Source organism: Pseudomonas sp. MB-090624 (assembly GCF_003205245.1).
GTDB lineage: Bacteria > Pseudomonadota > Gammaproteobacteria > Pseudomonadales > Pseudomonadaceae > Aquipseudomonas > Aquipseudomonas juntendi.
In genome coordinates this window covers 1-14,055 of record NZ_QJRK01000028.1, presented here as the reverse complement: position 1 = coordinate 14,055, position 14,055 = coordinate 1, and the positions used below count along the sequence as shown (strand labels likewise).

General features: G+C 63.1%; 11 protein-coding genes and 1 pseudogene. 3 read left to right on the top strand and 9 right to left on the bottom strand.

Annotated features, from left to right (window positions below):
* Positions 1-117 precede the first annotated feature (117 nt).
* Positions 118-804, bottom strand: a pseudogene (locus DMX12_RS30360) (PAS domain-containing protein); the annotation flags it as partial.
* Positions 805-1,070: 266 nt separating this feature from the next.
* Here DMX12_RS30360 and DMX12_RS16555 point away from each other — a divergent pair.
* Positions 1,071-2,276: a glycosyltransferase family 1 protein gene (locus tag DMX12_RS16555; RefSeq protein ID WP_110678727.1), complete on the top strand. Its 1,206-nt coding sequence runs from the start codon at positions 1,071-1,073 to the stop codon at positions 2,274-2,276.
* On the opposite strand, the gene DMX12_RS16550 is transcribed toward DMX12_RS16555, so the two are convergent.
* The 3 genes from DMX12_RS16550 to DMX12_RS16540 all read right to left on the bottom strand — a co-directional run bounded on the left by DMX12_RS16550 (position 2,268) and on the right by DMX12_RS16540 (position 4,393).
* Positions 2,268-3,158 (bottom strand): RHS repeat-associated core domain-containing protein, encoded by an 891-nt coding sequence (locus DMX12_RS16550; RefSeq protein WP_110678725.1) that lies wholly within the window; start codon positions 3,156-3,158, stop codon positions 2,268-2,270. The genes DMX12_RS16555 and DMX12_RS16550 overlap by 9 nt on opposite strands.
* A gap of 122 nt (positions 3,159-3,280) precedes the next feature.
* Positions 3,281-3,763, bottom strand: coding sequence for a glutathione peroxidase (locus DMX12_RS16545; protein ID WP_110678723.1), 483 nt, complete (start codon positions 3,761-3,763; stop codon positions 3,281-3,283).
* Positions 3,764-3,907: 144 nt separating this feature from the next.
* Positions 3,908-4,393 carry a peptidylprolyl isomerase gene (locus DMX12_RS16540; RefSeq protein WP_029887748.1) on the bottom strand — a complete coding sequence of 162 codons (486 nt, stop codon included), beginning with the start codon at positions 4,391-4,393 and terminating at the stop codon, positions 3,908-3,910.
* Between DMX12_RS16540 and DMX12_RS16535 the strand changes: the two genes are divergently transcribed.
* The gene (locus DMX12_RS16535; RefSeq protein WP_009682694.1) at positions 4,392-4,694 is read left to right on the top strand and encodes a DUF3565 domain-containing protein; all 303 of its coding nucleotides are present in this window, start codon (positions 4,392-4,394) and stop codon (positions 4,692-4,694) included. The two genes, DMX12_RS16540 and DMX12_RS16535, sit on opposite strands and share 2 nt — an antisense overlap.
* A gap of 31 nt (positions 4,695-4,725) precedes the next feature.
* On the top strand, positions 4,726-6,813 hold the full coding sequence (gene pta, locus DMX12_RS16530) for a phosphate acetyltransferase (RefSeq protein WP_110678721.1): 2,088 nt from the start codon (positions 4,726-4,728) through the stop codon (positions 6,811-6,813).
* Between the two features lie 35 nt (positions 6,814-6,848).
* On the opposite strand, the gene DMX12_RS16525 is transcribed toward pta, so the two are convergent.
* The 5 genes from DMX12_RS16525 to DMX12_RS16505 form a co-directional block, all read right to left on the bottom strand.
* Entirely contained in the window at positions 6,849-7,571 is a 723-nt protein-coding gene (locus DMX12_RS16525) for an OmpA family protein (RefSeq protein ID WP_029887746.1), read from the bottom strand.
* 108 nt (positions 7,572-7,679) lie between these two features.
* Positions 7,680-8,324: an MBL fold metallo-hydrolase gene (locus tag DMX12_RS16520; protein WP_029887745.1), complete on the bottom strand. Its 645-nt coding sequence runs from the start codon at positions 8,322-8,324 to the stop codon at positions 7,680-7,682.
* Positions 8,325-8,396: 72 nt separating this feature from the next.
* A complete protein-coding gene (locus DMX12_RS16515) occupies positions 8,397-9,089 on the bottom strand; it encodes a sensor histidine kinase KdpD (protein WP_009682688.1) in 693 nt (230 codons plus the stop codon).
* Positions 9,086-10,693: a response regulator gene (locus DMX12_RS16510; protein WP_009682687.1), complete on the bottom strand. Its 1,608-nt coding sequence runs from the start codon at positions 10,691-10,693 to the stop codon at positions 9,086-9,088. The genes DMX12_RS16515 and DMX12_RS16510 overlap by 4 nt, the downstream gene beginning before the upstream one ends.
* Before the next feature lie 158 nt (positions 10,694-10,851).
* Positions 10,852-13,569: a LuxR C-terminal-related transcriptional regulator gene (locus tag DMX12_RS16505; protein WP_110678719.1), complete on the bottom strand. Its 2,718-nt coding sequence runs from the start codon at positions 13,567-13,569 to the stop codon at positions 10,852-10,854.
* Positions 13,570-14,055: the final 486 nt, after the last annotated feature.

Below are 14,055 nucleotides of genomic sequence, written 5' to 3'. Positions count from 1 at the left end.
GCCGCGCATCACGCTGACACTCTGGGTGACCACCTCGGTAGCCTTGCGCGCGCTGGCATCGGTGCCCAACGAGGTGGTGTAGGCCACATCCGCCGCTTCGGCCACCGCCTGTTCCTGGTTGACCTGGTCGGTGATCACGGTGGCGAATTTGACCACCTTGTACAGCACGTCGTGGGCATCGAAGATCGGGTTGTAGGAGGCCTCCAACCAGACCACCCGGCCGTGGGCATCGATGCGCTTGAAGCGGTCAGCCACGTACTCGCCACGACGCAGCCTGTCCCAGAACGCCTGGTAAGCGGTTGAATGGACCTCTTCCGGCGTGCAGAACAGGCGATGGTGCTTGCCGCGAATCTGCTCCAGGCGATAGCCGACCGTGGCCAGGAAGCGCTCGTTGGCGGTGAGGACGTTACCATCGAGGTCGAACTCGATGACCGCCGTGGAGCGCATCAGCGCCTTGATCAGGCTCTCATGTTCACGCGAAGCCTCGATGGTGCGGGTCAGGTCGCTGGAATGCAGGGTGAAGTAGCGGATGCGCCCCTCGCTGTTCTTGACCGGCTGCAGGATCGAGCGCAGCCAGGCTTCCTGGCCATTGCCGCGCAACAGGCGAAACGCGCCGTTCAGGTGCTCGCCACGGGTTATGGCGGCTTTCATCCGCTGGTAGAAATCCAGCGACCGCACATGAGCGGGGACGATGTCCTCGATGTTGCGTCCAAGCAGTTGGTCGGCCCGGTAGAGCATCTCGCTCTCGAAGTTGCCATTGACCATCTCGATCCGTCCCTGGGGGTCGAGTTGCAGCACCAGCATCTCGCTGTCGAGGCTGCTCTTGACCTGTTCGATACACATCAGGTCTTCGCGCAGTTGCCGGTTTTCTTGCTTGAGCTTGTTGTTGAACATCACCGCTCTCCTGGAGCGCAACAGGTGGTCGAATGCATCTTCATCGGCCGACGGCACGGCCCCTTGAGCGGCGCACCAGGAAATAATCTGCACGCTGCACAAGCCGATGGTCAGCTGTCACCTGCGCGCCACGTGACCGTCACATTGATGCAATCGGGCAGGCAGAAACTTTTGCCATGAACACACCTGCGCTACGCATCACCCTGGTCAGCGAAACCTTCCCACCCGAAATCAACGGCGTGGCCAACACGCTTGGACGCTTGAGCGAAGGGCTGCGTCAACGTGGCCATGTAGTTGAAGTGGTGCGCCCGCGCCAGGCCGGCGAAGGGCCAGTGCACAGCGACCCGCAGCTGATGCTGTGCCGGGGCTGGGCCTTGCCGGGCTACCCCGGTCTGCAGTGGGGCGAGGTGTCGATGCACAAGATGTTGCGCCGCTGGCGCCGACAGCGCCCGGATGTGCTGTACATCGCAACCGAAGGGCCGCTCGGGCTCAGCGCTTTGCGTGCGGCGCGGCGCCTGGGGGTGGCAGTGGTCAGCGGTTTCCATACCAACTTCCCACAGTATTCTGGCCAATACGGGCTGGGCCTGCTGGCGCGCATGCTCACGCACTACCTGCGCTGGTTCCATCGCCGCACGGCCATCACCTTGGTCCCCAGCCTCAGCCAGCGCCTGGAGCTTGAACGCCGTGGTTTCGAACGCTTGGAACTGCTGGCCCGGGGTGTCGATGCCTGCCTGTTCAACCCGGCGCGGCGTAGCCAGGCGTTACGCGAAGGCTGGGGGCTTGGGCCCAACGACATCGCCGTGCTGCATGTCGGCCGCTTGGCGGTGGAAAAGAACCTTGGCTTGTTGCGACCCTGCCTTGAGGCACTGCAAAAGACTTATCCACAAAAGCGCCTGCGCCTTGTTTTTGTCGGTGACGGCCCACAGCGCGCGACCCTTGAGCAACAGTTGCCAGACGCGGTGTTCTGTGGCGCCCAGCGCGGCGAGATACTGGCTGAACACTATGCCAGCGGAGATCTGTTCCTGTTCCCAAGCCTGACCGAAACCTTTGGCAACGTGGTACTCGAAGCCATGGCTTCGGGGTTGGCGGTAGTGGCTTATGACGAGGCCGCTGCAGCACAGCACATTCGCCATGGCCATAACGGCGCGCTGGCCATGCCGGGAGACCAGGCGGCGTTCATCGATGCGGCCTGCTGGTTGCTTGAGGAAGAGGAAACCTTGCGCCGGGTGCGGCTGAATGCACGGCAACACGCCAGCCGCCAGGGGTGGGCGGCGATCGTCGAGCAGTTTGAGGGGTATCTGAACGCGGCGTCCAGAAAAGATGCTGCGCCCCTGCCCGACAGTGGCTCGCTGGCAATGAAGATCAAGCCTGAATCACCCTAAACGCGCGTGTACACGCGTTTGATAACTTACAGCCCTTTTGTGCTCTCTCAAATCGGCAACTGCTTTTTCCAATCTCTCGATCGCATTCAATTCTTGAGCGCTTTTGATGGCAAGATTATCTGCAATATAACTGGAGGGCTCATCGAAGATCATTGTGCTACCTTCTTTACCTCGTTCTGCGCGTTTTAGGTGTTTGCTTGATCTTTTTTGAGTATCCTTTAGATAGTCGAGCTCATCAGCCAGCATGCGCCCACCGACCTCGATCTCAGCCGGGCTGAGATTGCTTGTCGGAACACTGGCGCCAGCGCTTGGCCGAGCGGAAGGGGCCGCTTTCAATTGGTCTATCTTCTTGAAAATCTTTTTCCCATACTTGGCTTTAACATATTCATACGCCACCGTATCGATGGCTTTCAGCGCAGCACTTTTCACAGCCTTGAGTATTTTTATGTGACCCGAGGGGTCACTGTGGTTGACCGGATCACTGTCGCAGTAAACATAAGGATTGATGCCCGCAGCACCGAATGGGCTCCAATTGTCTGGCGAGTTGAAGCGCATCAAGAGCGGACTGTATAGACGGTAGCCATTACCCAGCAGGTATCCGCCCATTACGGGCTCAGGTACTTGGCCGGTAAATGCAGGCAACCCGGGATGAGTAGGCTGATACCCGTACGGTGAATAGCAATAAGGTTTGGCTTTCTGCTGTGGATTAATTAGCAGAGTGGAATGCAAAGCATCACTGGCCAGTAAAACGTTGGGGGTCGCCTGCATTGCCTCTACCAGCACTGCATGGGTTTGTATCACTGAAGTCATCAACCGGCGCTGTACCTGCGCGTCCTGTATCAGCGCCAAACGTTCGTGTTGATAAAACAACTTGCTCGCCATCGATCAAACCTCGTTTGCATTTCGCAAGGTTGAAGTTTGGCAACACCGTCATTCGGTCGGCAACTGGCAAAAATGTCAGGGCCTGCCACTGACAGAAAGGGCCGCACAGCGGCCCCGAATACTCATCCCAACGCTTTCTCGATGGCCTGCACCACCGTCGGATCATCCGGCGCCGTACGCGGCGAGAAGCGCGCCAGCACCCGGCCATCCTTGCCGACCAGGAACTTCTCGAAGTTCCAGCTGATATCACCCGGGAACTCCGCGCCCTCGCCCGCCAGCAGGCGATACAGCGAATGGCGCTGCGCCCCATTGACCTCCAGCTTGCCCGCCAGCGGGAAGCTCACCCCGTAGTTCAGGCTGCAGAAGTCCTGGATTTCCTTTTCACTGCCCGGCTCTTGCCCGGCAAACTGGTTGCACGGCAGGCCAAGCACATTGAAGCCCTTGTCTTTGTAAACCTGATAGAGGTTTTCCAGGGCCTTGTATTGCGGCGTGAGACCACACTTGGAAGCGACGTTGACCACCAGCACCACTTGGCCCTTGAACGGTGCGAGGGGCAGCTCCCCGCCGTTCAGCGCCTCCAGTTTCAGCTCGTGAAATGCACTCATGATGAACCCCCTCTCAGCTTCCGGGTTGCCGCGCAGGCAAATCGCGCCCACTAAAAAGGCGCCCGTTCAAACCGCCCACCTCCCGTAGGAAGGCAGATCGGCTTGCCCGAGCGCCTGGCGACTTTCTGAGCTTAGCGCAGAAAATCAGTGGTGATGGCCACCTTCACCGTGGATGTGACGGTGAGCGATTTCTTCGTCGCTGGCGTCACGCACGTTGACGACCTTGACCTTGAAGTTCAGACGCTGGCCAGCCAGCGGGTGGTTGCCGTCAACGGTGATGTCGTCGCCGTCCACGTCGCGGATGGTCACGATCTGCATCTGGCCATCCGGCGCCGAAGCGTGGAACTGCATACCCACTTCCAGCTGGTCGACGCCTTCGAACAGGCTGCGGTTCAGGGTGCTGACCAGCTCGGCCAGGTATTCGCCGTAGGCGTCTTCCGGCTCGATGGCAACTTCCAGTTCGTCACCGGCTTGCTTGCCTTCCAGGGCTTTTTCCAGGCCTGGGATGATGTTGCCGGCACCATGCAGGTAAACCAGCGGCGCGCCACCGGCGGAGCTGTCGATGGTCTCCCCGGCGTCGTTGGTCAGGGTATAGTCGATGGAGACAGCCTTGTTGGCGGCGATCAGCATGGGGCAAGACCTTTTGCAAAAGAATGTAGAGCGCACCAGTGTAACCAAGCCATCGCCCGATTGCGAACGCACTGGCGTGCAGCAACGGTCCATCAGTCGGATCATCGGCTTTCACCAGGACGAAGAAGGCCACTGGGTAGCCGAGCTGTCCTGCGGCCACACCCAGCACCTGCGCCACCAACCGCCGTGGCAGGCACGCCCGTGGGTGCTCGACCCGGCCCAGCGCCTGCAGCGTATCGGCCAGCCGTTCGCATGTGGCTGGTGCGCACAAGGGGCCGATAGCGCTACCCTTGGCCGTTAATTTCTTGCACCGCTTATTTCGAGAAGCACGCATGCAGACATTTTTCATTGCGCCGACCGACTTTGGTGTCGGCCTGACGTCGATCAGCCTGGGCCTGGTGCGTACCCTGGAACGGGCCGGGCTGAAGGTGGGTTTCTTCAAGCCCATCGCCCAGCCCCACCCGGGCGACACCGGCCCCGAACGCTCCAGCGAACTGGTCGCCCGTACCCACGGCATCAAGCCCCCCGTGCCCATGAGCCTGGCCCAGGTCGAGCGCATGCTCGGTGATGGGCAGCTGGACGAACTGCTGGAAGAAATCATCCGGCTTTACCAGCAAGCCTGCATCGGCAATGACGTGGTCGTGGTCGAAGGCATGGTGCCCACGCGCCACGCCAGCTACGCCGCGCGGGTCAACCTGCACATGGCCAAGAGCCTGGATGCCGAGGTGATCCTGGTCTCGGCGCCGGAAAACGAAGTGCTCAGCGAGCTGTCCGGGCGGGTCGAACTGCAGGCGCAACTGTTCGGCGGCCCTCGCGACCCGAAAGTACTGGGGGTGATCCTCAACAAGGTCCGCACCGACGAAAGCATGGCCGACTTCGCCACCCGCCTGCGCGAACACTCGCCGCTGCTGCGCGGCAATGACTTTCGCCTGCTGGGCTGCATCCCCTATCAACCCGAGCTGAACGCACCGCGCACCCGCGACGTGGCCGAGTTGCTTGGCGCCCAGGTGCTCAATGCCGGCGATTACGAACAACGGCGCATGAGCAAGATCATCATCTGCGCGCGCACCGTGGCCAATACCGTGCCACTGCTCACCTCCGGCACCTTGGTCGTCACACCGGGCGACCGCGACGACATCATCCTGGCCGTCAGCCTGGCTGCGATCAATGGCGTACCGCTGGCCGGCCTGTTGTTGACCAGTGACAGCAAACCGGACGCTCGCATCCTCGGGCTGTGCCGCGGCGCGCTGCAGGCGGGCCTGCCGATCCTGTCGGTCAGCACCGGTTCCTACGACACCGCCAACCAGCTCAATTCGCTCAACCGGGAAATCCCGGTGGACGACCGCGAACGCGCCGAGTTCATCACCGACTTTGTCGCCAGCCACCTCGACGCAGCCTGGCTGCACCAACGTTGCGGCACCCCGCGCGAGCTGCGCCTGTCGCCGGCGGTGTTCCGCTACCAGTTGATCCAGCGCGCGCAGCAGGCAAACAAGCGCATCGTTCTGCCCGAAGGTGCAGAGCCGCTGCTGGTGCAGGCAGCGGCCATCTGCCAGGCCCGTGGCATCGCCCGCTGCGTGCTGCTGGCCAAGCCCGAAGATGTCGACGCCGTCGCCCGCGCGCAGGGCATCACCCTGCCACCAGGCCTGGAAATACTGGACCCGGAGCTGATTCGCGGGCGCTATGTGGAGCCGATGGTGGAGCTGCGCAAAAGCAAGAACCTCAACGCGCCAATGGCCGAGCAGCAACTGGAAGACCCGGTGGTGATCGGCACCATGATGCTGGCCCTGGATGAGGTGGACGGCCTGGTGTCGGGGCTGGTGCATTCCACCGCCAACACCATCCGCCCTGCCCTGCAGTTGATCAAGACCGCGCCGGGGGCGAGCCTGGTATCGTCGGTGTTCTTCATGCTGTTCCCCGAGCAGGTACTGGTGTACGGCGACTGCGTGATGAACCCTCACCCAAGCGCCGCCGAACTGGCGGAGATTGCCCGGCAAAGTGCCGAATCGGCGCAAGCCTTCGGCATCGCGCCACGGGTGGCGATGATCAGTTACTCAAGCGATTCGGCCAGCGATGAGGAAGTGGGGAAAGTGCGCGAGGCGACCCGCCTGGCGCAGGCCGCCACGCAAGGCTTGCTGATCGATGGGCCGCTGCAATACGACGCTGCAGCCAACCCGGCAATTGCCCGGGACTTGGCGCCCACCAGCCAGGTGGCCGGGCGCGCCACGGTCTTCGTATTCCCCGACCTGAACACCGGCAATACCACGCACAAGGCGGTGCAGCGCAGTGCCGACGGGGTCAGCCTGGGGCCAATGCTGCAGGGCCTGCGCAAGCCGGTGAACGACCTGCCACGCGGGGCGCAGGTGGACGATATCGTCCATACCATTGCCCTCACGGCGATTCAGGCCAGCGTAGGGCGCTGAAACAAACGGGGCCGCAACGCGGCCCCCATGCCTATTCAGGGATACTGCTGCACCTGGCCCTGCTGCTGGTCATACTGCTGGCCTGGAATCGGCTTCAGGTTCACTTCGACACGGCGGTTCTGCGCACGGCCATTGGCATCGGCGTTGCTGGCGATCGGCTGGTCCGGGCCCATGCCACGTACCGACAGGCGCGAGCTGTCCACACCCTGCGAGGTCAGGTAGGTGCTGACGGCCTGCGCCCGGCGCTGGGACAGGTCCATGTTGTGCTGGCGGCTGCCGGTGCTGTCGGTAAAACCGACCACTTCGATGGTGTTCTGGTTGAACTGCTTGAACGAGCTGGCGAGGTTGTTCAGCGGCTGGTAGAAGCTTGGCGCGATGTTGGCCGAATCGGTGGCGAAGGTGATGTTGCCCGGCATGATCAGCTTGATCTGGTCACCTTGGCGCTGCACTTCCACACCGGTGTTGGCCATTTGCGCGCGCAGCTCCGCTTCCTGCTTGTCGGCGTAGTAGCCATAACCGGCGGCGGCAGCGCCCACGGCGGCAGCGCCGATCAGGGCGCCCTTGCCACGGTTGTTGTGGTCGATGGCGGCACCGGCGATCGCACCGGCCAGCGCACCCAGGCCACCGTACTTGGCGGTCTTGCTCATCCCGGTAGAGCCCTGCGCCTGCCCCTGGTTGTCGTAAGGGTTCTGACTGGCACAGCCGGTCATCAGGGCGGCGGCAGTTGCGACGATAATCAGACGACGCATGGTGAACATGGACAAGCTCCTACTCAATTCATGAATGCGACAGATCGCAAATGCATCTATGCCAGCCTTGGAACGCACCGGCAACGAAAAATTCCATGAAAGCGCCTTCATGTGCCATCAGGCACGCACGAACGGGTTTTCGCGCATCTCGTCACCCAGCCGTGTATCAGGCCCATGACCGGTGACCACGGTGGCCTCCTCGTCCAGCCGGTACAGCCGCTCCTTGATCGAGCGCACGATAGCCCGCTGGTCGCCACCCCACAAATCGGTGCGGCCTATGCCCCGGCGGAACAAGGTGTCACCTGCGATCAACAGCTTGGCGTCGGCGAACCAGAAGCTCATCGAGCCAGGCGTGTGCCCGGGTGTATGCAAGGCCACGCCGCAGCCGCACGCCAGTTCTTCGTCATCGGCCAGCCAGCGATCAGGCGACGGCACCGGGGTGTAGGGCACGCCGAACATCTGGCACTGCATCTCCAGGTTGTCCCACAGCGCCTGGTCGGCCTTGTGCAGATGCAGCGTGGCGCCGGTCAGCGCTTTGAGCTTGCCCGAGGCGAGGAAATGATCGAAGTGGGCGTGGGTGTGGATGATGCTCACCAGCGTCAGGCCATGGGCCTGCAGGCGGGCCAGGATCTTGTCTGGATCACCGCCCGGGTCGACGACGATGGCCTTTTTGCTCAACGGGTCGCCGATGAGCGTGCAGTTGCACTGCAAAGGCCCGACAGGGAAGGTTTCGCGGATGAGCGCAGGCAGGGCTTGGGTCATGGTGTTCTCGCAGGTAAAGCCGGGGTTCTGCGCAAAGCCTGCCAGGAAAAGCCGGCAGACGCACCCCAATCCCTACGGCAGAAACAACTTGAACAAGCCACCGCCCAGTGCACCGCCATTGGAGATCTCGATGCGCCCACGCACCCCGCCACTTTCATGCAGCGCCGCAATGCGTGCGGCAAAGTACAGCCCCAGGCCGGTGCTGCCGCTGGTCGAGTCGATACCCTGGGTATATTCCTCCTGGCGGTCGAGCATGCGCTGTGGATAACCCGGGCCGTCATCGTTCACGCAAATGGCCAGCTGGTTGTCGGCCTCCTCGATGCTGATCAACAAGGCATGCCCGGCAAAGCGGGTGGCATTGGTGATGACGTTGGCGATCACCGAGGCCACCAGCTCGCGGTCAAAGAAACCCAGCGGGTTATCCGTGTCGATGCGCCAGGTGGCGAGAATATCGTTGTGCTTGAGCACTTCCTCATGCGCCGCCAGCTGGGCCTCGATGAAGTCGTCCAGTTCGTGGTAGTCCGGGCACACCGGCAGCTGGTTCACACCAAGCTTGTACAACCCCAGCAGCTGCACCAGCATGCCGTTGAGGTGACGAAACTCGTGCTCCATGATCCCTTGCTCGGCCCCGCCGCGCAGTTCCTCGGGCAGGCGCTCCACCCACTGGCCGTGGCACTGGATCAACGCCGCCAGGGAGCTTTTGAGGTCGTGCACGGTGGAGGCGATCACCGTGGAAAAATCCAGCCCCTGATTGTCTTGATTCATGCGCCGAACACTCGGATGTGCAGTTTGCGGTAACGGTCATAGCGATTGTCGCTGGCAGGGATACCGGCCACGCTGGTCAAGGCGTCGCGGCATTCCTGCATGATCGCGGGCTGGGGGGTTTCACCACCAATGCGCAGCAGCGCCTGGGCGGTGTTCAGGGCGATGCTGATGTTCCTGGGCTGTAGACCCAGCGCCTTGCGGAACAGTTGCAACGCCTCGCCGAGCTGCCCTCCCTGGTAACTGCGCACACCCTGGCGATTGAGGGTGACCGCTTCGGTAATGGCGTTGAGCACACTCGGGTCGTCCGTCAGCTTGCCCACTTTTTCCATGACCTTGGGGTCATCGCCATAACTTTCCACACAGCTTTTCAGTACGCCGATGGCGGCGGCTTCCTGGCCCATCGCCTGCAACTGCGCGGCGACGGTGAGGGCCGAATCGACCGAGAAGAACTGGTTCATCTTGTCCAGGCGCAGAATGGCCTGATCGGTCAGCTTGGCAGCCGTCTCCGGGTCACCGGCCTGCTGCAGGCTGGCGGCCTTCATCATCCGCGCACGCACCTGCAAGCCTTGGTCTTCGGGGTTTTCCTTGGCCACTTCGCTGAGCGTGGTGTTGATCTCGACGCGGGTACGGGCGTCCAGGCCAAAGCCTGCATTCTTGCTCATCAGCGCCTGCACCAGGCCCAGGTTGTTTTCCGGGTCTTTGTAGCGCGAACTCTGCCCTTGGTTCACCGCATGGCGGAAGGCCTTGGAAGCGCTTTCGAAGTCTTCGTTTTCCAACGCCAGCTTGCCCAGGGTCGACTGCCGCCGCACCGACAGTGGCGACAGGCGCACAGCCTCTTCCAGCAGGCTCTGCGCACGCTTGCTTTCGCCTTGGGCCACCAGCACTTCGGCCATGCCATCGTACAAGGCTGGCATGATCGGGAAGGCTTTGAGCGCCTGCTCGTATACGCCCTGGGCCTGGGCATTCTGGCCACGTTTGTGCATCAAGGCCCCCAGCGCCGCGTACACCCACGGTTGCGGGCGGCTGGCGAGAATGGCCTTGAGGAATTTCTCCAGCTCATCGAAGCGGTTGAGGTTGCGCAAGGCATCGGCCCGGTAGCGCAGGCACAGGGGTGCCAGGCGCGGGTCCCTTTTGCACAGCTCGGCGCATGCCGCCAGCACCTCGCCCGGGCGGTTGCGGTCCAGCGCCTGCAATATCGGCTTGAGCAGGGTTTTGCGCTGGAACAGCTTCTCGACCCGCTGGGCCAGCCCCACCCGGTTGAACGGCTTGGTCAGGTAGGCGTCGGGCTCGTGCTCGATGGCACTGAGAACGATGGCCTGGCTGCTCTCGGCGGTGACCATGATGAACACGCACTCATGGCTGATATGCTTGTCGATGATCAGGTCTTCGAGTACCTGCTGGCCATTCTTCTTGCCATCGCCCAGGTGGAAGTCCTGCAGGATGAAGTCATAGCGCTTCTGCGCGCACATGCGCAGCGCCTGCTCGCCGCTGTCGGCGGTGTCGACGTCGCGCACACCCAACTCGCGCAACATGGACCGGGTCGACGTGCGAAAGTCGGTGAAATCGTCGACGATCAGAAAGCTCTTTTGCCCGTACTGCAGCATCAACACGACCTGCCCTGGAATGATTGAAAAATCGCGCGAGGCGATGCCACCGATCGCTGTATCGGCAGCTGGCCGGGAAAGATGAGCATCGAGCATTATCGGCCGCGAACATGGCCCGAGGCCATTACTCTAACGGGCGGTAGCCAGCACCGCCAGCACTACGCCAGCAACCCCAGTGACTTGGCCTTGGCCACCGCCTGGGTCCGCCGCTCCACGCCCAGCTTGCTATTGATATGGCTGGCGTGGGTTTTGACCGTGTGCAAGGAAATGAACAAGCGCTCGCTGATCTGCTGGTTGGAGCAACCTTGGGCGATCAGTTCGAGCACTGCCAGCTCCCGCCCGCTCAGGGCCTCGCTGCTACCGCATGGGGCGCTTGGCAACGCTGGCAAATGCCCCAGCAGGTCGACCTGCACCGGGCAGCCGGCCCTGGCCAGCAACTGCTCCTGCAGCCACTGCGGGTGCCGTTGCAGCAACGGCTGGAACGGTTGCAGCACGCCCCCGCGTGCAGCCTCCAGCAAGCCGGGCAACAACTGCGCGGCCTGGCCATCGCGGCCTTCGTCCAGCAACAGCAGCATCCACTGGCTGAGCGCGCTGACGGTGAGCATCATGCCGCCGCTGGCCTGGCCGCGCTCGACCAGCCCGGCCAGGCGCTCGAGCGCCTCTGTGCGGCGTGACAGCACACGTTCGAGCAGCGCCTGCTGCAGGGCGATATGCACCGGCAGCAGCGGGTGAAACTCTGGCGCCGCCGCCGGCTGCTCACCGCCATAGGTCTGGCCCAGGCGCAGCAACCAGGACTCGGCCAGGTCGACGCGCCCCTGGGCCAGCCACAGCTCGCATTTGACCAGGGTGATCATGGCCAGGTAGTAAACCGGCGGCACGTCCCAGATATGCATCAGCCGCTCTGCCTCGGCCAGTTCGGCAAAGGCCTCGGCGAACTGCCCGTCGCGCCCATCGAGGGTGGCAATCACGCAGTGGCCGATAAGCACGCTGATGTCGCGGCAGGCACGTGCCTCGCCCAACCCCGCGCGCAAGCGTGCACGGCCCTGGGCCGGTTGCAGGCGCGAGACCAGCAGGTAGCCTTCATACAGCGTCAGGCGGGCGCGCACCGCATATAGCCGCTGCGCCGAGAGCCCTTGCAGGCGCTGCAGCCCCTGGCGCACTTCATCCAGTGCGCGCAGCACCTCGCCACGGGCGTGCAACACCCGCGCCCGGTCATAATGCGCCAACGCCTCGAACAACGGGTTACCGACCCGCTGGGCCAGCTCCAGCGCCTCACGGTTCCAGCCACGGGCGCGCCAGAAGTCGCCATCGGCAATCGCCAGGTTGGACAACGTCGACAAACAGACCAGGCGCTGCCCATAGCGCTTGCCGGGCAGGCTCTGCAGGGCTTCGCCACAGTAGGCCAGGGTGCGCTCACGATCACCGCGGCCACGGGCGATGACACCGCTCAGTGCCAGCCACTGGGCCAGCATGGACTTTTGCGCGGTCGCCGAAGGTGCAGGCAGGAAGCGGCTGAGGTGGCCTGCCAGTTCTTCAGCCGCGTCCAGCTGGCAGGCCAGGCCCAGCGCCCAGCTGTACAGCACGATCAGCCGCGGGGTGCTGATCAGCAGGCTGTCGGGCAGGTCCATCTTCCAGCGCAGCAGCATGCCGACATTCTGTTCGGCCAGCAGTTGTTCCTCGGACAGGCTCTGTACCAGGTCGGCAGCGATGTCGAGGTGGCCGGCACGCAGGGCCTGCTCCACGGCTTCATCCAGCAACCCCTGGCGCTCGAACCAGCGGCAGGCACGCAGGTGCAGGTCGGCCAGTGGCTCACTGGCCTGGCGGCTGCGCAGCAGGTCGGAGAACAGGTGGTGGTAGCGGAACCAGTGGCCATGCTCGTCAAGCGGTACCAGGAACACCTGGTGTGCCTGCAAGAAGCGCAGGATCGCGGCGCTGTCGTCGCGCCCCCGCAATGCATCGCACAGCGGGGCACAGAAACGTTCCTGGCAGGCGGTTTCATCGAGGAAGGCCTGCACGTCGGCAGGCAGCATGTCGATGACCTCTTCGAGCAGATAGTCGCGGATCAGGCCCTCGCCCCCGTGCAGGGCCTGTGGCAAGGCCTGCTCGTCGGCGCTCTCGCTGACCGCCAGTTGCCAGAAGCGCAACCCTGCCACCCACCCGTCGCTGCGCTGGATCAGGTTGTCCAGCGCCTGGCCTCGCAACCCGTTGGGCTGGCGACCGATCACCGCCAGCGCTTCTTCGGCGGTCAGCCGCAGGTCCTGTTCGTTGAGCTCGACCAACTGCCGTGACAGGCGCAGACGTGCCAGGTGCCAGTCCGGCCGCTGCCGGCTGGTAACCAGCAACACCAGGCCCGGCGGCAAATGGTTGAGGAAAAACTGCAGGCAGCGGTCGAGTACCGGCCCCTGGGCCAGGTGATAGTCGTCGAGCACCAGCAGCAACGGCGTATCGGCACGCAGGTACTGCGCCAGCTCGTCGAGCAGGCCATCGAGCCACTCCTCGAAGGCGAATGGCTGATGGCGCTGGCGCATTTTCAACAGGCCCATGGCCTGGCCGCCCAAGGCCGGGCAGTACTGCTGCAGGCCTTCGAGCAGCCGCTCGAGAAAGCGCCCAGGGTCGGCATCGCGCTGGCTCAGGCCCAGCCAGAGGCTGCGCCAGTGATCGGGCAGCGACTCGCAGAACTCGATGGCCAGCGAGCTCTTGCCGAAGCCGGCCGGCGCATTGACCAGCAGCAAGCGGCCACCAAGGCCGGCGTACAAGCGCTGGCACAAACGCGGGCGCGGCACGTGCCCGTCCGGCAATGGCGGCCGGAAGAAACGCCCGTCCAGCAGGCCCAAGGCCTGAGTCGCGAATCCATGCGTGCGGGACAGTTCTGTCATGGCCGGCTCGTTCTGGTTTGAAGACTACGGCGATATAGATGCCTGCGAGACTAGCCGGTAACGCCACGCATTTGAAGATGATGGAAACAATTGCCGTAGAAAAGACTGCGACAAAAAGCGACATGGCTGATGGACACGGGGGTGGGGGCGGGTTTGGGGAGGTATTCAGCGGACTTATCGCCCGTTCAGGCTTGCACGCCGAAGGCATGGAGCCGCCAATGAAAACGCCCCGGTAAACCGGTGATGCTGCTCGCTCAAGCAACTGGGGCCGCATTGCGGCCCATCGCAGGCAAGCCAGCTCCCACAGGGATCGCCTTAGGGCTGACAGGTGTTTGCCACAAGGTATGGCAGCGCCTGTTGGAGCGAGCGCAGCTCGCGATTGCGCCGCGCGGGCGGCGCTCGATCTCACAGGCGCTGAAGATGCTCCGGCTACCCTTGCCAGGCACCATAGAATCTCCCACAGGTATTACATAGGGCTGGAGTACT